Annotated in this window: 19 protein-coding genes; 6 read left to right on the plus strand and 13 right to left on the minus strand. The window is 62.3% G+C overall.

Features of this window, described 5'->3' with window-relative positions:
- Positions 1 to 156: 156 nt before the first annotated feature.
- Positions 157 to 942 (minus strand): HAD family hydrolase, encoded by a 786-nt coding sequence (locus C1717_RS03620; protein WP_102371887.1) that lies wholly within the window; start codon positions 940 to 942, stop codon positions 157 to 159.
- A gap of 363 nt (positions 943 to 1,305) precedes the next feature.
- On the opposite strand from C1717_RS03620, the gene rpsA reads away from it, so the two are divergent.
- The 3 genes from rpsA (at position 1,306) to C1717_RS03635 (ending at position 4,802) form a co-directional block, all read left to right on the plus strand.
- Positions 1,306 to 2,469, plus strand: a complete 1,164-nt coding sequence (gene rpsA / locus C1717_RS03625) for a 30S ribosomal protein S1 (RefSeq protein ID WP_102371888.1) — start codon at positions 1,306 to 1,308, stop codon at positions 2,467 to 2,469.
- Positions 2,470 to 2,643: 174 nt separating this feature from the next.
- The gene (locus tag C1717_RS03630; protein WP_102371889.1) at positions 2,644 to 3,336 is read left to right on the plus strand and encodes an HAD hydrolase-like protein; all 693 of its coding nucleotides are present in this window, start codon (positions 2,644 to 2,646) and stop codon (positions 3,334 to 3,336) included.
- 38 nt (positions 3,337 to 3,374) lie between these two features.
- A complete protein-coding gene (locus C1717_RS03635; protein WP_337955150.1) occupies positions 3,375 to 4,802 on the plus strand; it encodes a Sapep family Mn(2+)-dependent dipeptidase in 1,428 nt (475 codons plus the stop codon).
- 278 nt (positions 4,803 to 5,080) lie between these two features.
- Here C1717_RS03635 and C1717_RS03640 read toward each other — a convergent pair whose 3' ends face one another.
- The gene (locus C1717_RS03640) at positions 5,081 to 6,922 is read right to left on the minus strand and encodes an ABC-F family ATP-binding cassette domain-containing protein (RefSeq protein ID WP_102371890.1); all 1,842 of its coding nucleotides are present in this window, start codon (positions 6,920 to 6,922) and stop codon (positions 5,081 to 5,083) included.
- Between the two features lie 455 nt (positions 6,923 to 7,377).
- On the opposite strand from C1717_RS03640, the gene C1717_RS03645 reads away from it, so the two are divergent.
- The gene (locus tag C1717_RS03645) at positions 7,378 to 8,145 is read left to right on the plus strand and encodes a Cof-type HAD-IIB family hydrolase (protein ID WP_102371891.1); all 768 of its coding nucleotides are present in this window, start codon (positions 7,378 to 7,380) and stop codon (positions 8,143 to 8,145) included.
- An 80-nt stretch (positions 8,146 to 8,225) separates the two neighbouring features.
- Here the strand turns inward: C1717_RS03645 and C1717_RS03650 are convergent, their stop codons facing one another.
- The 7 genes from C1717_RS03650 to C1717_RS03690 all read right to left on the minus strand — a co-directional run bounded on the left by C1717_RS03650 (position 8,226) and on the right by C1717_RS03690 (position 15,159).
- Positions 8,226 to 8,855 carry a DedA family protein gene (locus C1717_RS03650; RefSeq protein ID WP_102371892.1) on the minus strand — a complete coding sequence of 210 codons (630 nt, stop codon included), beginning with the start codon at positions 8,853 to 8,855 and terminating at the stop codon, positions 8,226 to 8,228.
- Between the two features lie 95 nt (positions 8,856 to 8,950).
- Entirely contained in the window at positions 8,951 to 10,003 is a 1,053-nt protein-coding gene (locus C1717_RS03655; protein ID WP_102371893.1) for an acyltransferase family protein, read from the minus strand.
- An 85-nt stretch (positions 10,004 to 10,088) separates the two neighbouring features.
- On the minus strand, positions 10,089 to 11,993 hold the full coding sequence (locus C1717_RS03660) for a heavy metal translocating P-type ATPase (RefSeq protein WP_102371894.1): 1,905 nt from the start codon (positions 11,991 to 11,993) through the stop codon (positions 10,089 to 10,091).
- 173 nt (positions 11,994 to 12,166) lie between these two features.
- Positions 12,167 to 12,385: a cation transporter gene (locus C1717_RS03665; RefSeq protein ID WP_102371895.1), complete on the minus strand. Its 219-nt coding sequence runs from the start codon at positions 12,383 to 12,385 to the stop codon at positions 12,167 to 12,169.
- A 47-nt stretch (positions 12,386 to 12,432) separates the two neighbouring features.
- Positions 12,433 to 12,771: an ArsR/SmtB family transcription factor gene (locus C1717_RS03670; RefSeq protein ID WP_180965829.1), complete on the minus strand. Its 339-nt coding sequence runs from the start codon at positions 12,769 to 12,771 to the stop codon at positions 12,433 to 12,435.
- A gap of 185 nt (positions 12,772 to 12,956) precedes the next feature.
- Positions 12,957 to 13,445: a SixA phosphatase family protein gene (locus C1717_RS03675; protein ID WP_102371896.1), complete on the minus strand. Its 489-nt coding sequence runs from the start codon at positions 13,443 to 13,445 to the stop codon at positions 12,957 to 12,959.
- Between the two features lie 964 nt (positions 13,446 to 14,409).
- Positions 14,410 to 15,159 carry an acyl-[acyl-carrier-protein] thioesterase gene (locus C1717_RS03690; RefSeq protein ID WP_245859416.1) on the minus strand — a complete coding sequence of 250 codons (750 nt, stop codon included), beginning with the start codon at positions 15,157 to 15,159 and terminating at the stop codon, positions 14,410 to 14,412.
- Positions 15,160 to 15,312: 153 nt separating this feature from the next.
- Here C1717_RS03690 and C1717_RS03695 point away from each other — a divergent pair, with 153 nt between their 5' ends.
- Complete coding sequence (locus C1717_RS03695) at positions 15,313 to 16,194, plus strand: class I SAM-dependent methyltransferase (RefSeq protein WP_245859418.1); 882 nt, start codon at positions 15,313 to 15,315, stop codon at positions 16,192 to 16,194.
- On the opposite strand, the gene C1717_RS03700 is transcribed toward C1717_RS03695, so the two are convergent.
- Positions 16,191 to 17,159 carry a 3'-5' exonuclease gene (locus C1717_RS03700; protein WP_102371898.1) on the minus strand — a complete coding sequence of 323 codons (969 nt, stop codon included), beginning with the start codon at positions 17,157 to 17,159 and terminating at the stop codon, positions 16,191 to 16,193. The genes C1717_RS03695 and C1717_RS03700 overlap by 4 nt on opposite strands.
- A gap of 187 nt (positions 17,160 to 17,346) precedes the next feature.
- On the opposite strand from C1717_RS03700, the gene C1717_RS03705 reads away from it, so the two are divergent.
- The gene (locus C1717_RS03705; RefSeq protein WP_102371899.1) at positions 17,347 to 18,381 is read left to right on the plus strand and encodes a putative manganese transporter; all 1,035 of its coding nucleotides are present in this window, start codon (positions 17,347 to 17,349) and stop codon (positions 18,379 to 18,381) included.
- On the opposite strand, the gene C1717_RS03710 is transcribed toward C1717_RS03705, so the two are convergent.
- The 3 genes from C1717_RS03710 to serC all read right to left on the minus strand — a co-directional run bounded on the left by C1717_RS03710 (position 18,358) and on the right by serC (position 22,026).
- A complete protein-coding gene (locus C1717_RS03710; RefSeq protein ID WP_102371900.1) occupies positions 18,358 to 19,629 on the minus strand; it encodes a DUF1015 domain-containing protein in 1,272 nt (423 codons plus the stop codon). The genes C1717_RS03705 and C1717_RS03710 overlap by 24 nt on opposite strands.
- 117 nt (positions 19,630 to 19,746) lie before the next feature.
- On the minus strand, positions 19,747 to 20,910 hold the full coding sequence (locus C1717_RS03715) for a phosphoglycerate dehydrogenase (RefSeq protein ID WP_102371901.1): 1,164 nt from the start codon (positions 20,908 to 20,910) through the stop codon (positions 19,747 to 19,749).
- Positions 20,911 to 20,931: 21 nt separating this feature from the next.
- A complete protein-coding gene (serC, locus tag C1717_RS03720) occupies positions 20,932 to 22,026 on the minus strand; it encodes a 3-phosphoserine/phosphohydroxythreonine transaminase (protein WP_102371902.1) in 1,095 nt (364 codons plus the stop codon).
- Positions 22,027 to 22,054: the final 28 nt, after the last annotated feature.

The following is a 22,054-nucleotide window of genomic DNA, read 5'->3' on the forward strand; positions in this document are numbered from 1 at the left end:
GCTCCTGGGGCCGGACGGCTTGCTTTCATGCATAAGTCTAGACATGGAGTGCATATTATAGGGTGTGATATATGGATGTTCGGGAAACGGACTGGAATGAGCGGCGAAGGCCGCCGCCGGGCGATGGCGTTTGGCGGAATGGCTCTCGGCGCGAGGCTACTTCTCGCGTGAGGTGTCTTGGACGATGTCGAGCAGCCCGCGCTCCTGCCGTTCGTAGAACAGTTCCTCGATCTCGTCGAACTGCTCGGCGAATTCTGCCATGGAGCCGCACCAAGTGCTACGGACCGGCTTGCCCGAACCAACATAGGCAGTCTGGATTCCGCAATCAGGCGTGGGAAAGTCGCGTTTGGGGTCGTTGCCTACCATGAGCACTTCTGCGGGGGCGAGTCCCAGGGTGTCGAGTGATTCGAGGTAATAGCGGGGATCCGGCTTGCAGCGCGTGCTGTTCTCCATAGTGGTTACCAGCTCGAAGGGCATGTCGAGCATGCCGCCCCAGCCCATGCGGCATTCGATGCAAGCGCGGCTGAAGCTCGGGTTGGTGAGCAGCGCGATCCTGAGACCGCGGTCCAGCAGCGTCTCAACAGCTTCGTGCGCGCCCGAGCGGGGATGGGCGGCGATGATGCTGTCGTTGCGGCGGGGGAGCACTTCGCGCTCGTAGTACGTAAACGCATCCGCTATGACGGGGTCATCGAGCGGAACGCCGCTGCGCCGCTCGACGGTGTCGTTGAAGTAGGCGCGGTTGGTGCGGTCGTCATCGTCATCGCGGGCATTGTTGGTAAGGTTCAGTAGCGCGCTGCCGAACGTCGCGAATGCCGAGAACGGGTTCGTGCGGGCGATATCGGCGAGCAGGCGCGCCTCATCCATCATATACACAGCCAGAAATGCGCTCAGGTTGATGCTGAGCAACGTGTCATCCATATCGAAGACGACGGCTTTGAGCACGATATACTCCTTATGAGCACCGGGACGCGTGGACTATCTTGTCCACTCCTTGTACCCAAATTGGCAAGGGTGAACGCTGGCAAGGGAGCACATGGAAACAATCGATGCCGACAACGATGCATACCCCATAGGAAAGCAGCGAAGAATTAACTAATCACATTGAAAAATCCGCCGCTTGACCTTGAATTCGAGAGCGGTTCAACGTAACCTATAGGTCTGTGAACGCAAACGCGCTCACGTCCGTATCTGTCGGCCCCCGAGTGTTTTCCAGAGGGTGCGCGCGGGTTTTGGCGCAAGCCGATCACCCTGTGCATCTGCAAGGTCCTTGCAATCGGGGCCCCGTACTTCGAAAGGGGTCCACCTTTGAGTGAGATTCAGAACTCGTCCATCTTCTCGCTAGATGACATTAGCACCGAGGAGATGAACAACCTCATCGCTGAGAAGGATATCAACTTCGATGAGGGCGATCTCGTCAGCGGTACTGTGGTTAAGATCGAGAAGGACGAGGTCCTTGTTGATATCGGCTTCAAGTCCGAGGGCGTCATCCCGGTCCGCGAGCTCTCGATTCGCAAGGATGCCGATCCGTCCGACCTCGTTGCGCTTGGCGATCAGATCGAGGCGCTCGTGCTCCAGAAGGAGGACAAGGACGGCCGCCTCGTGCTTTCCAAGAAGCGCGCTGAGTACGAGCACGCGTGGAATCGCATCGAGGAGAAGTTCCAGTCCGGCGAGAACGTCGAGGGCGAGGTCATCGAGGTCGTCAAGGGCGGTCTCATCCTCGATATCGGCCTGCGCGGCTTCCTGCCCGCCTCTCTCGTCGACCTGCGCCGCGTGAAGGATCTTACCAGCTACTTGGGTACCGTCATCGAGGCCCGCGTCATCGAGATGGATCGCAACCGCAACAACGTGGTTCTGTCCCGTCGCGTGGTGCTCGAGGAGTCCCGCAAGGCTGAGCGCTCCGAGATCCTCTCCAAGCTCAAGCCCGGTATGCGCCTCAAGGGCACCGTGTCCTCCATCGTGGACTTCGGCGCCTTCGTCGACCTGGGTGGCATCGATGGCCTGGTCCACATCTCCGAGCTTTCCTGGAACCACGTCAACCATCCTTCCGAGGTCGTCAAGCAGGGCCAGGAGATCGAGGTCGAGGTGCTCGACGTCGACCTCAACCGCGAGCGCATCTCGCTCGGCCTCAAGCAGACCACCGAGGATCCTTGGCGCGCGCTCGTCAAGAAGTACCCCGTGGGCGCTATCGTCGAGGGCACCGTCACCAAGCTCGTTCCGTTCGGCGCCTTCGTCGACCTGGGCGATGGCATCGAGGGCCTGGTGCACATCTCCGAGATGGCCAAGCAGCATGTCGACCAGCCTTCGCAGGTCACGCATGTCGGCGCCAAGGTGCAGGTCAAGGTCATGGAGATCGATCTCGACCGTCGCCGCATCTCGCTTTCGATGAAGTCCGCTGCCGAGACCCTTGGCTTCGAGATCGAGGTCACCCCGCTCGAGAAGCCCGAGGAGAAGGCCGAGAACGCCGAATAGCCTCGCGTCTTGCATGAATGCGTGATAGGGGACCCCGGTGGCTGTGCTGCCGGGGTTCTTTCTTTGCGTCGGGTATCTGGCGAGCACCTGCTGGCTGCTGCTTGGTTTTGCGCTGGCAGATGCCTGCCGGTATGATGGACGAGTCGTTCGGTTACTGAGAAGGAGACTATGCCGATGTCCGGGTTGGCGAATGCCGGGATCGTCGAAACGCCCGTTGTGGTCTTCGATTTCGATGGAACGCTCGTCGATACGGGGCCCGCGATTCTGAAATGTGCCGCTCGCTCGCTAGAGGTCCATGGCTACGACCCGTCGGAGATGCATGACCTTAACCTCATCATCGGGCCACCGCTTGTGGACGGCTTCCGCCAGGTCGCGGATATCTCGCGCGAGGAGGCTCTACCACTGGTGGCAACGTATCGAGAGATCTTCGCTCGCGAGGTGGTTCCTTCCGATTATCCTCCGCTTCCCGGTATGCCTGAGCTGCTGCATGCGCTCCGCGCACAGGGGAGGCGCATCGCCGTGGCGACATCGCGGCTCGAGTCATCGGTGACCGAGATGCTTGCCGCGACCAGCTTGCCCACGTTCGATGCGATTGCGGGGCGTTTGGAGCCCGGTCGTGATACGAAGGCGGATTGCATCGCTGCCGTTCTTGAAGAGCTGGGCTGCGCTGGAGACCAGGCGGTCATGGTGGGAGATCGCAAGTATGATGTCGAAGGCGCCCATGCGCTTGGTCTAGCCTGCATCGGGATCTGCGGCGACGCGAGCGGTCGTACCGAGCTTGAGGCCGCCGGCGCCGACGCGCTTGCTGCGTCGGTGGACGAGCTTGCCGCACTGCTCGGCATCGAAGGCGTGCGGCCTAAGGCTTAAGGGGTGCGCCCGGGAGGCGCTTGACTGGAGGAGTACCTGTGAGCGATATCAACAGCATTGAACTTGAGGAACATATCGATGCGTATATCGAGGAGGTTTGGGACGAGCTGGTTGCCGACATCGCCGCGCTCGTTCGGTATCCCTCGGTTGCGGATGCCGGCAAGGCCGCGCCGGGGGCACCGTTCGGCGGCCCGGTGCGCGATGCCCTTGATTGCGCGCTTGATATCGCGCGTCGGTTGGGCTATGCGACCGACGAGGACGAAGGCTATGTTGGCTGGGGCGACATCGCCGGCAGCGAGCCGGGTCAGATTGCAACGATCGCCCATGTCGACGTTGTTCCTGCAGGTCCCGGATGGGGAACCGATCCTTTCGAGATGACGGTCCGCGAGGGATGGTTTCTCGGCCGCGGCGTGATCGACGACAAGGGCCCAGCGGTCCTGTCGCTCTATGCGGGCGCTTTTTTGCTGCATGAGGGCATTACGCCCCGCTATACATTCCGAGCGCTTCTTGGGTGCAGCGAGGAGTGCGGGATGACCGACGTGCATCATTATCTTTCCGGTCATGCTGCGCCCGATTTCCTCTTCACCCCCGATGCGGACTTCCCGCTCTGCAATGCCGAGAAGGGCTGCTTTAACGGAAGGTTCGTAAGCGGTCCCATCGAGGGAGGCAAGATCCTTTCCTGGTATGGCGCTGAGGCACCTAATGCGATTCCCAGCGAATCGGTGCTCGAGCTTGCTGTAGATGCGTCCGAGCTCCCTGCTCCCAAGGTTCATGCCGACCGTATCTCGGTCGAAGCGGTTCGGCCGGGCGTGTGCCGCGTTGGCGCTCAGGGTATCGGAGGCCATGCCTCAATGCCCGCGGGTACAGTGAACGCTATCGCCCTCATCGTTGAGTACCTGCGCGGATGCGATGTGCTCGATGGGGAGGAGCGGGCGTTTCTCGATCTGCTGTCCTGCGTGCTCGCCGATACGGCGGGAGACGCGATGGGCATCGCATGCACCGATGACACCTTTGGTCCGCTCACGATCAGCGGAGGAACCATCTGCGTGCGCGATGACGGCAGGGTTGCGATGAGCGTCGATGTGCGCTATCCCACGAGCACGGACAATGAGCGCTTGCTCGCCGTCTGCGAGGAGCTGGCGGCTCGTTTTGGCGCCGGATTCGAGATGGACTGGTACAAGGTCCCGTTCTTGGTAGGGGCCGAGCACCCCGCGGTCCGCGCCTTGCTCGACGTCTATCACGAGGTCACCGGCGAGGAGGCGAAGCCATTCTCCATGGGTGGCGGTACCTATGCGCGCAACTTCCCCTGCGCGGTTTCCTATGGGCCGGTTGGTCGCTGGACGACGGTGCCCTCTTGGGTAGGTCATATGCATGGCCCGGACGAGGGGGCGCGTGAGGTGGATCTCAAGCGAGCGCTCAAGATCTACATCCTTGCGATCATGCGCCTCATGGAGATCGATCTCTAGCTCTAACCGGTTGCTTGTTAGCAGGGGGCACCCTTCTTCTGCGGCAGGCTCGCATCCCCGAGGAGGGGTTACTCCATGGAACAGCTGATGTGGTTCGCAGTTATAGCGGCGGCGATGGTATTCGGTTGGTATTTGCACCAAAAGTATTCTGGCGGCGCAAACGGCTCAAAGGGTTCTGCCCCTGGGAAGGGGCAGGCTACGACGACGGTAGCGCGCCCTCGGCGTAAAAAGCGCCCGCGCAAGCGTTCCTAGCGGTGCCGGCATCCCCGTGCTTCCTACTACCCCTCGAGGCGGTCGGTAACCTCGAGCCAGCTCGTCTCGAGTTCATCGATAGCAGCGGCGGCCTCGTCGATGAGGCGCTGCTGCTCTTCGAGTGCTAGGTAGTCGGTGGGATCGATGTCGCCCATCGCTTGGCGCAGGTCTTCGGCGCGGCGCTGCTGAGTTTCGAGCTTGCGCTCGAGCGACGCCGCCTCTTTGCGCAGGCGTTGGCGCTCGGCGTTGGAGAGGCCATCCTTGCGGAGCGCGGAAGCGCTTGCGTTTTCCGGGTTGGGCTCGGATGCACCTTGCATGGCCATCTCGCGTCTGCCGGCGTTAGAGTCCCTGTCGCTGCCCTTTGCAACGAGCTCGAGATACTGGTCGACCCCTCCCGGAACATGGCGGAGGTGCCCATCGATAACCGCGAACTGCTGGTCGGTCACGCGTTCCATAAGGTAGCGGTCGTGCGTGACGAGGATGAGCGTTCCCGGCCACCCGTCAAGCAGGTCCTCGACGATGGCGAGCATGTCGGTGTCGAGGTCGTTGCCCGGCTCGTCTAGTATGAGCACGTTGGGCTCTCCCAGCAGGGTGAGCAGGAGCTGCAGCCTGCGCCGCTGGCCGCCCGAAAGATCGCCGATACGACTCCAAAGTTGCTCGGGCGTGAAGCCGAGTCGCTCGAGGAGCTTCTCGGGACTCGTCTCCTTGCCATCGACCACGTAGCTGCGATTATAGCCTTTGAGCACCTCGCGAATCGTTTCGCCCATGAGGGGGTCGAGCTCGTGCAGCTGCTGTGACAGTACGCCAAACCGGACGGTTTTGCCGATTCGCACCCTGCCCGCCAGGGGAGCGAGCTTCCCTTGGATGACTTCGAGCAGCGTTGATTTCCCCGCTCCGTTCTCGCCGAGCAGACCGAAGCGGTCTCCCGCCCCGATGAGCCAGGTAACGTCATCGAGCACCGCTTCTGCTGGGTTATCACCATAGCCGGCGGTGACGTCGACTACGTCGATGACCTGTTTACCCAAGCGAGCCACCGCGAGGCGCTTGAGTTCAAGCTCGTTGCGGAGCGGTGGGACGTCGGCGATGAGCTCTCGCGCTGCTTCGACGCGGAACTTGGGCTTGGTGCTACGGGCCTGCGCTCCGCGCGAGAGCCAGGCGAGCTCCTTGCGCGCCATGTTGCGCCGGCGCTCCTCGGCGACTTGGGCGAGGCGATCTCGCTCGACTCGTTGCAGGATATAGGCGGAGTAACCGCCCTCGAAGGGATCGACGCGGGCATCGTGCACCTCCCACATGGTGGTGCAGACCTCATCGAGGAACCATCGGTCATGGGTTACCATAAGCAGCGCTCCCTGGCCCTGCTGCCAGCGCTCTTTGAGGTGGCGCGCGAGCCAATTGATGGTGCCCATGTCAAGATGGTTCGTTGGCTCGTCGAGCAGCAGAGCGTCGTAGGTGCCTATGAGCAGGCGGGCGAGGTCGACGCGCCGGCGCTGCCCGCCGGAGAGCTCGCCCACCTTGCCCTCCCAGGGCACGTCAGCGATGAGCCCGCTTAAGATCTCGCGAATGCGCGCGGATGACGCCCACTCGAATTCTGGAATGTCGCCGACGACCGCATGGTGCACCGTGTCATCGTCGGCAAGGGCATCTCGCTGGCCGAGGAGGCCCACCGCGATGCCCCTCCGGTGCGTGACGCGGCCATCGTCGGGCTCGATGGAGCCGGCGAGTAGAGAGAGCAGCGTTGATTTGCCGTCGCCGTTTCGCCCCACGATTCCGATGCGATCTCCCTCGTAAACGCCGAGGGTGACGTCGCGCATGACACGTTTGGTGGGATAGTCGAGCGAAATATGATCGCAGCCGAGGAGGATGGCCATGGAGCTCCCTTTGACGATGCGGCCAATGCCATAACGCGGCGCTGGCTCCGTGATGCTGGGTGGTTGCCGGCATCCATCACAAGGGATTCGGCGCACCATAGCTATCCTAGCAGACGCGGGTATAGGGACGGAGCACGTTGCACGGCCTTCGAGCAGCTGGGATGAGTGGCACGGGGTTGCATTCTGCATGTAGTCGGCAAGATCCGGGTGATAACCCGCCTTCCGAGCGCCTCTCCCGCAAGGGGAAGGCATGAAGGCTGCGCTATACTGTGCCTGTTGAAAACTGCGAACGCATTCGGTTCGGAATTTGGTGAGAAGACCGGAGCAGGTCTTCGTGAACGCAAGGCGCACCTCTGCTGGCCTAGGTTTCGCATAGGGCCCGGATGGCTTTTGCGGTGCGTCACGAATACTCGCGTCAAATTCCAACCTTTACGTCAAACAAAGAGGGAGACCCGGTGATAAAGGCTGCTTTTTTCGATATCGACGGCACGCTGTTGAGCTTTGAGACCCACACGATGCCCGAGTCCACCAAGCGTGCCCTCGATCGCATGCGCGAGAGCGGTATCAAGACGGTGATCTCTTCGGGTCGACCGCCCTACCAGCTTCCTCCGAGCATCCGTGAGGGATTCGATGCGTACATCACGCTCAATGGCCAGCTCTGCTACGACTCCGATGATGTATTCCGCAGTTGCCCGATAGCCGAGGACGACGTGCGCGCCATCGTTGACCAGGTGCGCGCGGGCCTCTACGACGTGCTCGTGCTTCAGCGGAGCCGAGCTTTCGCCAACCGCCTATCGCAGCGCATCGTGACAAACGCCCGCGAGGTAGGGCTCGAATACCAGCAAGATGATATCGCTTGCGCCTTCGACGAACCCGTTTATCAATTCTGCGCCTACGTAGAACCGGGGGAGGAGCATCTCATCACGGATGCGACGCATTCGGTGGCGCACACGCGCTGGACCCATCTGTTTTGCGATGTGATCCCGCGCTCCGGTGGTAAGAATTTCGGTGTCAAGGCGGTGCTCGAGCGCTTCGGCATCGCGCCGGAGGAAGCGGTGGCGTTTGGCGACGGCGAGAACGACCTGGCAATGTTCGAGAGCGTGGGGACCAGCGTCGCCATGGGGAATGCGTGGGATTCCGTCAAAGAGCGGGCGACTTTGGTGACCTCGCATGTGGATGACGACGGCATCTACCGCGCCTGCGAACGCCTGGGAATCATCTAGCAGCCCGCTCGACAGCGGGGTGAGCCGCGGCTGCAGGCGGCACGGTGCCGTCAGCATGCCTGCGGGACATGTACGGAATCCTAGGCGCCCTTCTTCAGGTTGGGGATGATGCGCTTCCAGATCCAAACGATGGCGACCACAACCACAAGGGCGATGATCACGTACTTGACGATATCCGAGATCCATTCTGCCTGCTCGCTCACGGTCATCCAAGCGCTGCCAGCGGCAGCGCCGAGCGAGCACAGCACGGTATTCCAAACGGCAGAACCGAGCAACGTATAGCCGGCGAACTTCACCATGTTCATGCGCGCCACGCCGGCGGGGATGGAGATGAGGCTGCGGACGATGGGGACGAAGCGGCAAATGAGGACCGAAATCTGGCCGCGCCGATCGAACCAGTCGATTGCCTTGGCGATATCGTCGCCTTTGAAACCCAGAAGGCGCATGGGCTTGGTCTCGAAGAAGCGCATGAGTCGGTCGCGGTTGAGGATCCAACCGATGCCGTAGAGGATGTAGGCGCCCAGCACCGAGCCAACGGTGGCGGCGGCAATCACGCCGGGGAGCACCATGTTGGTCGTGGTGGTGAAGAAGCCGCCGAGCGGTAGGATGAGCTCGCTCGGAATGGGCGGGAAGATGTTCTCGATGAATATGAGCGCGCCGACGGCGAAATAACCGAACTGGTTGATGAAGTTGAAGAAGAGTTCTTCCATCATGGTCCCTTCAAACAAGCGGCCTCAAGGGGCAGTCGCATGTGCAGGGAAAAGTGTAGCCTATCGGGTCAGACGGGCGATATTCTCCATGGTACCTACGGATGTCTGTTGCCTTCGTGCAGCCTGCCGGGCAGCCACTCTTTTGCCATGAGCCGGGAGAACGGCATCGTGAACAGCCTTAGGGCGCAGAGTACAACCACGCCGCCCGAAAGCGCGAGGATTATCGCCGTCCCCCAGAGCGGGTCGAGGAGTATGGCCAGGTCGTAGAACGGGGTGCGAAACGTAAGAGCGGCGCGCAAGAGCCGGTGCAGCACATACACCTGCAGGGTCCGTTCGCCGAGTGTGGTGAGCTTCGAGTGCTCACGAGGGACAGCCTTAAGAACGGCAAGGGAGAACGCAACCGCGATGGCTATCGTTACCAGTTTCGCGGCGATTCCGGCGACAGCGCTCCCACGCGCGAGGCCCATCACGGAACCGGCGAGAGCGTAGGAGTTGTCGCCGTATACCATCTGGAAAAACCAGTCAAAGGCATGCGGATCGACGATGCGCAGCGCGGCGATTCCCGCTGCGGAAGCGACCGCCAGCCATAGCATCCGGCGATCCGCGAGCTTGCGCAAAGCATCGGGCGAGCAGTAGTAGCCTAGGGCGAAATAGGGGAGAAACGCGAGGGAGCGACTCACGGCGAGCAGGCCGTCCGACAGATCGACCATGCCGCCAGCCATCGCGGCGACAAGGCATGCAAGCATGCCGATCGGAGGAGCCATATGGGCGAGTAGGGGCGTGGCGAGATACCACCAAGCCATTCCGATGAGATACCACGGGGCGGAGGTGAAGAGCATCATGCGTTCCGGGTGCTCGACGAGCGCGCCGTTGATAGCGAGCAATGCCGCCTGGTAGGCGAAGCCGAGGACGAGAAACGAGATGATGCGGTTCACGTTGAGCCGCCCCTCCCGATAGGCCCCTTTAGCAAAGAGCCCGGAAAGGAAGACGAACAGCGGCATATGAAACAGGTAGATGATATCGAAAAGCGCGCTCATCACCTCGTTGTCGTTGTGGACGGGGTGCATGAAATGTCCCGCGACCACAAGGATGATGAGCAGCCCTTTGATGTTGTCGAATAGCGCGATGCGTGCGCGCGCGTCGCCCATAGTTCCCCCCACATATGATGCGACCTGTTGCAGCGCCTGTATCCTAGCGCAGCAACAGGTCGTTTGTGAAGGGGGCTGGGCGGGTCTAGCTGTCTACGCGCATCGCCCTCATGGCGTTGAGAATGGCGATCATCGCCACGCCAACATCACCGAAGACGGCGAGCCACATGTTGGCGATGCCGAGTGCGGCCAGCGCCAGGATGGCGATCTTGATCCCGATGGCGAAGATGATGTTCTGCCAGACGATGCGCATGGTCTTGCGTGCGATGCGCATGGCCCGTGCGATCTTCGAAGGCTTGTCGTCCATCAAGACAACGTCTGCCGCTTCGATCGCGGCATCTGAACCCATCGCTCCCATGGCGATGCCCACATCGGCTCGCATCAACACGGGCGCATCGTTGATGCCGTCCCCTACGAAGGCCAGTTTGCCGTCGCCTTTCTCGAATGCGAGGAGGTGCTCGACGGCGTTCACTTTGTCGCCTGGTAACAGCTGTGCGCGGATCTCGTCGATGCCGAGCTCGCTTCCTACCGCCTCGGCGACGTCTCGCCGATCGCCGGTGAGCATGACGCACTTCTTCACGCCGATTTCATGCAGCGAGGCGATGGTCTCCGCTGCATCCTCCTTCACCACGTCGGCGATGACGATGTGCCCGGCGTAGTCGCCGTCAACAGATACATGGAGGATGGTCCCGACGAGGTCGCACTCATGCCATGCGCTCCCGTGCTCGGCCATGAGCTTGTCGTTGCCGACGAGCACCACATGCTCGTCGACGGTCGCTTGGACGCCGTGGCCTGATTCCTCCTTCACGTCCTTGATGCGCTCCTGATCGATCGTGCCCGAGTATGCCTGCTTGATCGAGACCGCGATAGGGTGGTCGCTGAAGGCTTCGGCGTAAGCGGCGTTACTGAGCACATAGTCTGGGTCGACGCCTGCTTCTGGATGCACGGCGACCACGTTGAACGAGCCGGAGGTGAGCGTGCCCGTCTTGTCGAAGACCACGGTGTCTACCTTCGAGAGAAGCTCGAGGTAGTTGGAGCCTTTTACAAGGACGCCGATCTTGGAGGCGCCGCCGATGCCGCCGAAAAACGACAACGGCACCGAGATCACAAGCGCGCAGGGGCAGGAGACAACCAGGAAGGTGAGGCCGCGGAGCACCCAGTCGGTCCAAGGGCCGATGCCCAGGATGGGTGGAATGATGGCTAAGAAGATAGCGGCGAATGTGACGATGGGCGTGTAGACGCGTGCGAAGCGCGTGATGAAGTTCTCGGTCTTGGCCTTCTTCTCGCTGGCATTCTCCACAAGCTCCAGGATGCGCGAGACGGTTGACTCGCCGAAGGGCTTCGTGGTCTGGATGTGAAGGATGCCGGTCATGTTGATGCAGCCCGAGATGACGTCGGCGCCCACCTCAACATGGCGCGGGATGCTTTCGCCGGTGAGCGCTGCGGTATCGAGCTGCGAGGAGCCCTGCGTGACGGTGCCGTCGATGGGTACGCGCTCACCGGGTTTCACCACGATGACGTCGCCTACCTGCACCTCATCCGGATCGACCTCGACGAGCTCGCCGTCGCGCTCGATGTTGGCATAGTCGGGGGCGATATCCATCATGCTGCTGATGGATTTACGGCTCTTGCCCACCGCATAGCTCTGGAAGAGCTCTCCCACCTGGTAGAACAGCATGACGGCGCAGCCCTCCGCTGACTGCGGTTCCGTCTCGGGGAAGAAGATCGTAGCGAAGGCGCCGATGGTGGCGACCGTCATGAGGAAGGCTTCGTCAAAGGGATCGCCGCGACGAATATTGGCCCACGCCTTCCGCAGGACGTCGTGTCCTGCGAGAAGGAAAATCGCGAAGTAAAGGGCGAACGCGGCATAGGCTGCAGAAGCACCGAAGAGGGATGCGAGCGCGCCCGCCTTCTCGAGCATCATGGTTGCGAAGAAGAGCGCAATGGCGATGACGATGCGGTTGCGCCACTTCCTCTGTTTCCGATTCATGCTAGACTCCTCCAAAATGAATGTGCTGATGAACATATATTCATATAATCAGCAGGTAAATGGCCGCTCGGAGCGGCTGGAGCAAAGGATGCCGGGGGCATGGAGCAACCAGAGCGCCGGACGTTTGACCGGCCGCGCTCACGAACCCCCGCCTTTCCCTGATGGTTCGTTTGTTAGCGAACGACCTCGCAATCGGGCTCCATCTTCGCTACGAGGGCAAGGACGTCGTCGAGCACGGAGTCGAAGCAATCGTCTGCGGCGACAAGGGTCAGCTTCTGGGTCATGAAGTTGACCCTTGCATCGTCGACACCATCGATCTTCCTGATGGCATCCTCGAGCTTGAGGGCGCAGTTGGCGCAATCGATCTCATCGAGTTTGAATGACTTACGCATACAGGGTTCTCTCCTTGCTGCCTGTCTTCTGGCGTACTGCTGTCGGTTTATTCGCAGATGTGGCTCATACCTTGAGCGAGCATGGTGTGAACGTGGTCGTCAGCGAGCGAGTAGATGATGCTGCGACCGTCGCGGTCGAAGCGTACAAGCCGTGCCTGCTTCAAGATGCGGAGTTGATGCGAGACGGCGCTCTGAGTCGCTCCGATCGCCTCGGCGATGTCTCCCACGGAGCGCGGTCCATCGTAGAGCGCATACAGGATCTTGATCCGCGTGGTATCGCTGAAGGTCTTGAAGAGGTCGGCGAGATCATAGAGGAGCTCCTCGTCGGGCATTTCCTCGGGAGCATCGACTACGGGTTCCTCAACCGGGTGGTTGCTCGATGCCATGGTGCTACCTCCTCTCATATGAGCAAGTGTTCATATTTTCATCTCCGATTATATGAGCACATGCTCATATGTCAACAATAAAGTCGCGAGCGGCAGATTATCGTTCGAGAGGAGCCTCGGAGATTCCGCCGCTCGCCGATTATCCGGCAGGAGGCCATGGGGAGGATGCGTCGCTTTGAAGCGGCCTACTTTGCGCACGGTCCCTGCACGAACCAGAGCAGCTTGGACTCGCAGGCGTCGAGGGCATCATCGAGTTCGATGGCGGCTGCTGCGCCGGGGGAGAAGTCGAGCTGCGAGCCGCAGAGGTATTCGGTCATGCGCTCCACAAAGGGGACATGTCCCACGATAACGGTCGTATGCTCGTTCGATTGCGCGAGCTCCTCAAGAAACGCCTCGGTATTCTGGGAGAAAAGATACGCGCGTTCCTCGATTTCCTTGCACTCGAGTACGCCTGCCGCTATCTCGGCCGTCTGGCGAGCCCTGCAGGCACTGCTTGCAATGAGTCGTGGGCGCGCCCGCTCCTCATCGTCGAGCAGCGCTAGCGTGCGGCTGAAGCCGCATGGACCCTCGAGAGCCGCGCGTCCTGAAAGAGTAAGCTGCCGCGCCTCGTCGGTAAGGTCGTCACGGGCTGGTTCCGCCTTGCCATGGCGGATAAGGACCAAGGTGCGCGTCATGGTTGCTCCCTTCTTCGTACGCCATATCAGCATACTATGGCGATGAAACGGCGGGGAGCTTTGGTGAGCGGCGAACGGCATCGTGCAAGCGGTGATTGCGGGCGCTGCCGATGGATGATGAGAGCGCCGGAATCAGATTCAACTGCGACGCTTGAAGCAAGATGCGCGGGATAAGTTGAGGGCGCTACTCCTGCTCGTTGACGTATCCTTCGAGCTTGGAGGTGCAGTGCGGGCAGCGCGTTGCATCGTCGGCGATTTCCTGCTTGCAGAACGGGCAGGTGCGCGGGGCTGCTCCCACTTCCTCCTCCTTGGCAACGCCGCGGACGGCCGGTCCTCCCGCTCATGGGGCCATCGGGCCTTCCCGGTCCATCAGGGGCCCATCCGTCGGAAAGATGAACAGCACCATTTCCCCGAGCGCCCATTCGATGGAAAAATGAACTCCTTCGCCCCCTGAACGCCCACTCGTTGGAAAAGTGAGCGGCTTTTTCGTGCTCAAAAAATGCGCGAATGGGATGCCGTCGGAATAACCGCAGGTAGCCGGGTTGCCCGCCATCCGCTCCAGGTGGTTTTTCCGCGCACTTTTCGAGCGGATGGTCGCGAGGCCCCCATCGGCCCATATTCTGCATGGTTTCCAGCGCCCGCCCACCCATCCGGCGTTCAAATGATCGCCGAGTGGGAGGCGGGAGCCCATCCGACGTTCAAATGATCGTCGAGTGGGGGCCTTCCGATGCCTGGAAGGTTCCCGCCGCGACGCATGGCTGACCTTCCGCGCCTTCACGTGCGCTAATGAGGACCCCTGCACGTCCTTGCGGAACATCGGCTTTGTGTTGCGGCAGGCCAAAAAGATAAGTGAGCCAGAACCATGTGTCATCGAGCGCTCGTGTCGTTGTGCGAGACGCGGGTCCGTTACGGCAACCGGGATGCGGATCCGCGCTTTTTCAGCGCTCGTCTTCGCGCGCCAAGCCTAGAACGTGAACTCGACCACCGCGTACGGTGCGCCCGAGCTGTCATCGAGCGCGACGACAACCATCGTCTCGCTGCACGTCATGCGAGGATAGACGACGTCTCCAAGCACCGCCGCGCGCTTGTAGTCGACGCGCACCTGAGTGGGAGAGGCCTCGTCAGGAAGCACGTCGAGGGCCATCTGTACATATTGGCAGTTGTTGACGTGCTCGTTGGTATCGATCTGGTAGCGCTGGATGGTGATGGGCTCGCACGGTTCGAGGCTTTCGGGAATCGCGACCCGTCGGCTCTCGGGCGGCATGGGGAAGGGCTCGGCAGTGCCGAAGGGAGCGATCTGCTCGGGTTCGGGCCGTACCAAGCGCCCGCGCTCGATATCCATGAACGCCCAGGTCGAGCGGGCCCGCGCGATGAGCGCTCCTTCGCTGTCGCGCAGGTAGAAGCAGCGGTTTGCGGTGAGCCCCTTGAAGGAGCAGGAGTAGGTGCCCACGGTGACGGGTTCGGCGAGGGCGGGGTAGCGATCGATGACGATCTGCCAGTGGGTGAGCACCCAAGCGCGGTGCTTCGCCTTGAGCTGAGCCATGCCTAGGCCGAGCTTCTCTGACTGGAAGGTGCTGCAGTCTTGGAAGTAGTCGATGAGCGCCGGGAGCTTGAGCACGCCGCGGTGATCGACCTCGCTGTATCTGATGTGCGCATCGAACTCGAACGCCGTGCTCGGCATCTCAACGCACATCTGGTCTCCCGCCTCGTTCATCGCGCGCCTCCTTGCATCGTCTCGTGTCAAATGAGGATAGCACGCGCGAAGGTGGGTGAGCGGATGACTGGGGCGATTGCGCGAATGCCGCAATTAGGGGAATCGCCTCGCGGTGCGGGCGGTTACAATGGCGGAGGTATCGAAGGGGGGCATATGGCAGGGCATGAAGCGAGTGCCGAAGGGTTGGGTGCGATGAGCGCGCCGCTTGCGGGGGAAGCTTCCTCCGTAGCTACGGCGTCTGCAGGGGCATCGGGTCCTGCTGCGGCGATAGCCTGCGTCGTCGAGGACCCGGGCGCCGCTCCCGGTGCCGCCGCTCGACTTTCGCATCGCCTTGGCGTACCTCTGGAGCACGGTCTGGCGCAGGTCGATCAAGGAGCCGCTGCCTTGCTGGTCGATGGCCAAGGCGTCTCCCTCGTGCGCGACGGCATGCGCCTTAAGGGCGACCTCGAGCGCATGGCTCGCCGCATCCGACCCGACGCGCTCGGGCGCGAGCTTCTCGTGCGTGCCGCGCGCATCAAGGGGGGTTCGGAAAGCCTTACCGCCGTGGATGCGACGGCCGGGCTCGGCGAGGATGCGCTCTTGCTTGCAGCCGCAGGCTTCTCGGTCACGCTTTGTGAACGCGACCCGGTCATCGCAGCGCTCTTACGCGACAGCCTCGATCGTGCTGCGGCCTCCGCGGTCCTTGCTCGGGCGGTCGAGCGCATGCGGCTGGTTGAGGGGGATAGCGTCGATGTGCTCCACAGGCTCGACGCGTCGCCGGACGTCGTGTTGCTCGACCCGATGTTTCCCGGTGGAAAGCGCGCCGCAGCGAAGAAGAAGCTCCAGCTCATCCAAACGCTCGAGGCGCCTTGCGATGACGAGGGGAAGCTCGTCGCGGCTGCCATGGCAGCTGGCCCGCGCAAGGTGGTTATCAAGCGGCCGGCAAAGGGACCTTGGCTGGCGGGTATCGAACCCGATTACTCGCTCTGCGGCAAAGCCGTTCGCTACGACTGCCTTGTCGCGCCGTGCTACGGCAGACATAGGGGCGCCTGCTAGTCGCCGAACATGTTCTTGCGCTTGAACTCCGCTTGCACCGTGCGCAGCATAAGGTCCGTGTCCGCCAGGCCGAGATGGCGCTCTTTCTCGTCCGCTGCAAGCGTGCCGCGGCGCCGCGCCCAGTTCTCCAGGCTCGCGGGCGACGACTCGCGTGGCAGCGTCGCGACCTCGCCGTCGAGCTTGCGGCAGATGTCGCGGGAGTCGATGACGACGATCTCGCCTGCGCGGCGCGCCTCGGCATAGCCGTCAAGATGGAGCATGAACCAGGAGTCTTCGAATGCGGCGTTATGCGCCATATAGGGGTAGTGCTTCATGAGCTCGAGGATGCCCGCCTGCGCCGCCTTGTCGTCGCGAAAGGGCGTTTTGCCTTCTACATCTCCCCAGGTGATGCCATGGATGTTGGTGAGCGGTACGCCCGATGCGCGATAGGGGTCCTCGGGTAGCCCGAAGAAGCGCTCACCACCGGCGAACGGCTCGGCATCGGCGGTGAGCTCCATAAGCTCGAGGCCGAGGTTGATGATATAACCGCGTTCCGGGGCGGTGCCCGTGGTCTCGATATCGATGCCGATCACCGTACCCTGCACGCGCTCCTTCACATAGGCAACGGCGAAGGCGTCGCGGTCTCCGCGCACCTCGCGCTCGACGTCCTCTACGGGTCGTCGCTGCAGGGCGGCGATGCCGCGGTAGAGGTCCTTGTCAGAAAGGCCGCGGGCAAGGGCCGCGCTGGAAACGTTGCGCAGTCGCGCCTCGCCGATTTGGTCGCAGATCTGGCGGTTGCGGTCGGCGAGCTCGCGTACCGTGTCGAAGGTGAAGCCGGGATCTTCCTCGTCGCGCCATGCCGATAGGAGCGCCCGCAGCGCCTCTTCCCCATGCTGGCGCTCCGACTCCATGGCATCGGGGTCGCCAAAGATGAAAAAGGGTATGAACGGCTGCATCGTGTACTCGAGGGCTTGGCTGACGTTCATGGGATATCCTTCCGACACAAGATGGAGGGCCCGATCGCTCGTTTGGGGATTTGGCGGGAACCCTTGCGCGGTCGTGTTCGCTCTGTGAAACTCGGCTAGGTACGATAGCGCATTGAGCGCCGCTGCTCGTACGGGCGCGGCGATGGGTATGAACCTTCCATAACCGAACAACCGAAGGGTCGCATACATGGAATTCTTGGAGCACACCGTGCTGCACGCGGTGGAGGATACGCTGCCGATCATACCGTTTCTGCTCATCACCTATCTGGTGCTCGAGGCACTCGAGCACGCTGCAAGCGATTCAGTGAACGCGGTGGTGAAGCGCGCGGGCGCTGCGGGACCGGTGGCGGGGGCGATCCTCGGCATCGTTCCGCAATGCGGCTTCTCCGCTATGGGCGCGACGCTGTATGCGGGGCGCGTGATCACGCTGGGGACGCTCGTCGCGGTTTTTCTGTCCACATCGGATGAGATGCTCCCGTTGTTGCTTGCCGAGCGCGTCGATGCTGCGGCAGTGGTGTCGATCCTGGCATCCAAGGCACTCATCGCGCTGGTTGCCGGCCTGGCAACCGATGTGGCGGTGCGCATGTTCAGGCGCAACGAGCGCGTTCACGCATTGCTGCGCCGCGGCGTCCTCGGCACCGCTGCCGGGGTTGCTTCGAGCGAAGACGGCACCCACGATGTACTAGACGGCTTTGCGGAGGCAGGAGAGGGCGCCGAGCACATCCACAGGCTCTGCGAGCACGATCATTGCGGTTGCGATGATGGCGTTGCTCAAGGCGGCCATGAGCATGGCGAGGGGCACGTCCACGATCACGCCGCTGGCGGTGGTGCGATTCGCTCGATCGTGAGAAGCGCCCTGTCGCATACCGTTCAGGTAAGCCTCTTCATCTTCCTGGTAACCTTTGCGCTCGTCGCGGTGTTCGAGGGCGCCGGCGAGGCGGTCATCACCGGGTTCTTGGCGAGTAACGGGGTCGTTGCCGTTTTTGGTGCCGCGCTCGTGGGCCTTATCCCCAATTGCGCCGCAAGCGTTGTGGTGACGCAGCTCTACCTCGAGGGCGTGCTTGCGTTCGGTCCCATGCTCGCGGGGTCCCTCGCAGGGGCGGGGGCCGGGTTTCTCGTCCTGTTCCGCACCAATCGCTCCGCGCGCGAGAACCTCGTCATCTTGGTGCTGCTCTACGCCATCTCCGTTGCGTGCGGGCTAATCGCCCTGCTGGTTGCCTGAAATCCGGTGGAGGAACAGGCCGCTTCTTAGCTTGGGCTCGAACCAAGTCGACTTGGGCGGCATGAGCAGGCCGGCATCCGCGACATCAAGCAGCTGCTCGATGCTTGTCGCATGCAGGGTGAATGCCACGCCCTCGGCGCTGGCGCGTTCTTCGAGCTCGCGTGTTCCGCGGATGCCTCCCACAAACGAGATACGGGGGTCCTCGCGCACATCGCCCACGCCCAAGATGGGGGCGACCACGCGTTCTTGCAGGATGGAGACGTCGAGGCGCTCTACGGGATCCGCGTCCTCGAGCATGCGGGCGAGCTCGTCTGCGATCGTCAGCGACCACCAGCATCCATCGGTGAACATGCCGAACGTCCCGGGCTTTGCCGGCATTACGGGAGCGTCCGCCCGCTCCACGATGAAGCCTGCCGCTTCGATGCGGCGGAGGAGCTCGTGTGATTCGAGTCCCGAGCGGTCGCGCACGACGCGATTGTACGGCAGGATGGTGAGCTGGCTTGCGGGGAAGAGGACCGCGAGGAAGAAGTTGAACGGCTCCCTGCCCGTGTACGTGCCTTGGGCTTTCGCCTCATCGCGCAGGCGCTCTGCCACCTTCGCCGCCGATGCGGTGCGATGATGGCCGTCAGCGATGTAGGCGCAGGGCACCTGGTCGAACATCGCACGAATCGCATCGACCGCCTCGGGGCGCGCGACCTCCCAGACGGTTTGATGCACCCCTGCGGCGTCTGTGAAGTCATAGATCGGCGTCGCCGTCTTCGCGGCGCCCAAGATGAAGTCGAGCACGGGTTGGTCGCGGTAAGCAAGGAAGATGGGGCCGGTTTGGTATCCGAGGGAGCTGATGTGCTCGATGCGGTCGCGCTCCTTCTCCGCGCGCGTGAGCTCGTGGCGCTTGATGGTTCCGCCTTCATAGTCGGCGACGGGGCACACGCCGACCACCCCGGTCTGCACATGGCCCTCCCAGGCGAGTTCGTAGAGGTAGTACGAGCGATTGCGGTCCTCGATGAAGGTTCCATCGTCGATGCGCTCGCGGAGCAGCGCGGCTCCGCGTGCATACACCTCGGGGGCGTACATATCCTGATCGGGAGGGAATTGGGTTTCCGGACGGTCGATGGCGAGGAACGAGAGCGGCTCCTCGGCCACTGCCGCGGCGGCTTCCGTGCGCGACACCACATCGTAGGGAAGGGCGGCGACTCGGGCTGCCACCGTCGGTGCGGGGCGCGTGCAGGGGAAGGGAAGGACTCGCATGGAAACTCCGATCTTTTGGTAGCAGCGGGATCGGTCGCTGGACCGGTCTGCCCGCATCCTGGTATTGTACCGCCCGCCTACCCGGTTCTCGGGTTTGCCCGCTTTGTGCAGCCGGACCTATTTGATCACGCGCACGCGGTACATAGAGGGAATGCGCTTCAGTGCGTCGATGGTGCTTTGCTCGAGATGCTCGTCGGTGTCGAACATCGTGTAGGCGTTTTCACCGGCGCTTTCGTTCACCATGCGCTGGACGTTCGCGTTATCGTCGGCGAGGATGCGGGTGATCTGGCCGATCATGTTCGGAACGTTGGCATGTAGGCAGCCGATGCGGCTCGCGGCGCGCGCCTTGCCCATCGAGCAGCTGGGGTAGTTCACCGAGTGCGCGATGTTGCCGTTCTCCAGATAGTCCTTGAGCTCGGAGATTGCCATGTCGGCGCAGTTGGCCTCGGCCTCTTCGGTGCCGGCACCGGAGTGCGTGGTGACGAAGGTGTTGGGCATGAGAACCGTTTTAGGCGTGGCGAAGTCGGTTGCGAACCACGCGAGCCTGCCGGTGTGCAGCGCAGCGTTCACAGCGTCCTCATCGACGATGGTCTCGCGTGCGAAGTTGATCAGAACGGCGCCGGGGGCTAGGAGGGCGATCTGCTCGTCACCGACCATTCCGATGGTATCGGCCTTCGACGGCACGTGCAGGGTGAGGTAGTCGCAGCCGCGGCACAGGTCCTCGAGCGTCCCGACCCGCTGAACGTCGCGCGAGAGCTCCCAAGCGTGCTCGACGGAGATGAACGGGTCATATCCGAAGACGTCCATACCCAGCGAGACGCAGGCATTGGCCACCTTGGATCCAACGTTGCCCAAGCCGATGACGCCCACGCGCTTGCCTCGGAGCTCGCGGCCCACAAATGCCTTCTTCACATGCTCGGCGCTCGTGTAGATGTCGGGGTCGGCGGCGTTGGCTCGTACCCATTCCATGGATTGCACGACACCGCGGCTTGCGAGCACCATCATGCAGATGACCATCTCCTTGACGGCGTTCGCGTTGGCTCCCGGCGAGTTGAACACGACCACGCCCCGTTTGGCATAGTCTTCGATGGGGATGTTGTTCACGCCGGCGCCGCATCGCGCGATGGCGCGGATGCCCGCGGGGAGGTCGTATCCGTGCAGATCGGTCGAGCGCATGAGTATAGCATCCGCCTCGGTGGCGTCATCGACGAAGGCATAGCCATCGCCGAAGGTGACCTGTCCATCTTTGGTGATGTCGTCGATGATCTTGATCTTGCGCATGGTGTGCTCCTCTTGCGTGCTTCAGCGGTGCTGAGTCTCGAATTCTTCCATGTAGTCGACGAGGGCTTGGACGTCCTCAAGGGATACGGCGTTGTAGATGCTCGCCCTCATGCCGCCAACCAGACGATGGCCCTTGATGCCCTCTATGCCGTGTGCCCGCGCGCCATCGATGAACGGCGCTTCGAGCTCGGGCTGGGAGCAGCGGAAGGTCACGTTCGCGATCGAGCGGGAGGAGCGCTCGGCGCAGGGGCGGAAGAGGGCGCTTCTGTCGAGCGCGCCGTAGAGCAGCTCGGCCTTGGTGCGGTTCAGATAACCCATCGCCGCGAGGCCGCCTTGCTGCTCAACCCATCGGAACACCTTGCCGCACAGGTAGATGCCGAAGGTGTTGGGCGTGTTGTACATCGAACCGGCATCCGCTTGGATGCGGTAGCTCAGGTACGTGGGGCACGAGGGAAGGGCGGGCCCATCGCCGATGAGGTCGTCCCGCACGATGACTACGGTTACGCCTGCGGGCCCGGCGTTTTTCTGCGCGCCCGCATAGATGAGGCCGTAGCGCTCGACATCGAGCGGCATGGAGAGGAAGCAACTCGACACATCTGCGACGAGCGGGATCTCGCCGCAGCGCGGCAGCTCGGTGAACATCGTGCCGAAGATGGTGTTGTTCTGGCAGATGTAGAGGTAATCGAGGTCGCCTGCTGCGCAGCGTTCGGCTATGGGAGCCAAGTCCGGAATACGGTCGAAACCAGATGGCTCGCTCGTTGCGACAAGCTCTGCGTCGCCGTAGCGCTGCGCCTCCTGCCAAGCTTTGCGCGCGAAATGGCCGCTCACCACGTATCCCGCGCGTCCTCGATGCATTAGGTTCATGGGGATGGCGGCGAACTGGAGTGTCGCCCCTCCCTGCAGGAAAAGCACGCGATACCGTTCGGGGATGTCGAGCAGGCGCCTGAGGGTGGCCTCGGCGTCGTCGATGATCTGCCGGTAGGGGGCGGAGCGGTGGCTCATCTCGAGGACCGACATGCCGAGGCCTTGGTAGTCGACGAGTTCACTGGCGACCTCGGTGAGGACGCTTTCGGGCAGTGCCGCAGGCCCCGCCGAGAAGTTATGCACGCGCGCCATACCGTACCTCCCCGCGCTGAATACAGGT

It is taken from the genome of Enorma phocaeensis, assembly GCF_900186505.1.
In the GTDB taxonomy this organism is placed as follows: Bacteria; Actinomycetota; Coriobacteriia; order Coriobacteriales; family Coriobacteriaceae; genus Enorma; species Enorma phocaeensis.

Bases quoted from the DNA above. Each gene is read 5' to 3' on its own strand.
- C1717_RS03630 (WP_102371889.1), top strand. From the start codon at position 2,644: ATGTCCGGGTTGGCGAATGCCGGGATCGTCGAAACGCCCGTTGTGGTC.
- C1717_RS03640 (WP_102371890.1), bottom strand. From the start codon at position 6,922: ATGGCCATCCTCCTCGGCTGCGATCATATTTCGCTCGACTATCCCACC.
- C1717_RS03650 (WP_102371892.1), bottom strand. From the start codon at position 8,855: ATGGAAGAACTCTTCTTCAACTTCATCAACCAGTTCGGTTATTTCGCC.
- C1717_RS03655 (WP_102371893.1), bottom strand. From the start codon at position 10,003: ATGGGCGACGCGCGCGCACGCATCGCGCTATTCGACAACATCAAAGGG.
- C1717_RS03660 (WP_102371894.1), bottom strand. From the start codon at position 11,993: ATGAATCGGAAACAGAGGAAGTGGCGCAACCGCATCGTCATCGCCATT.
- C1717_RS03665 (WP_102371895.1), bottom strand. From the start codon at position 12,385: ATGCGTAAGTCATTCAAACTCGATGAGATCGATTGCGCCAACTGCGCC.
- C1717_RS03670 (WP_180965829.1), bottom strand. From the start codon at position 12,771: ATGGCATCGAGCAACCACCCGGTTGAGGAACCCGTAGTCGATGCTCCC.
- C1717_RS03675 (WP_102371896.1), bottom strand. From the start codon at position 13,445: ATGACGCGCACCTTGGTCCTTATCCGCCATGGCAAGGCGGAACCAGCC.
- C1717_RS03690 (WP_245859416.1), bottom strand. From the start codon at position 15,159: ATGAACGAGGCGGGAGACCAGATGTGCGTTGAGATGCCGAGCACGGCG.
- C1717_RS03695 (WP_245859418.1), top strand. From the start codon at position 15,313: ATGGCAGGGCATGAAGCGAGTGCCGAAGGGTTGGGTGCGATGAGCGCG.
- C1717_RS03700 (WP_102371898.1), bottom strand. From the start codon at position 17,159: ATGAACGTCAGCCAAGCCCTCGAGTACACGATGCAGCCGTTCATACCC.
- C1717_RS03705 (WP_102371899.1), top strand. From the start codon at position 17,347: ATGGAATTCTTGGAGCACACCGTGCTGCACGCGGTGGAGGATACGCTG.
- C1717_RS03710 (WP_102371900.1), bottom strand. From the start codon at position 19,629: ATGCGAGTCCTTCCCTTCCCCTGCACGCGCCCCGCACCGACGGTGGCA.
- C1717_RS03715 (WP_102371901.1), bottom strand. From the start codon at position 20,910: ATGCGCAAGATCAAGATCATCGACGACATCACCAAAGATGGACAGGTC.
- serC (WP_102371902.1), bottom strand. From the start codon at position 22,026: ATGGCGCGCGTGCATAACTTCTCGGCGGGGCCTGCGGCACTGCCCGAA.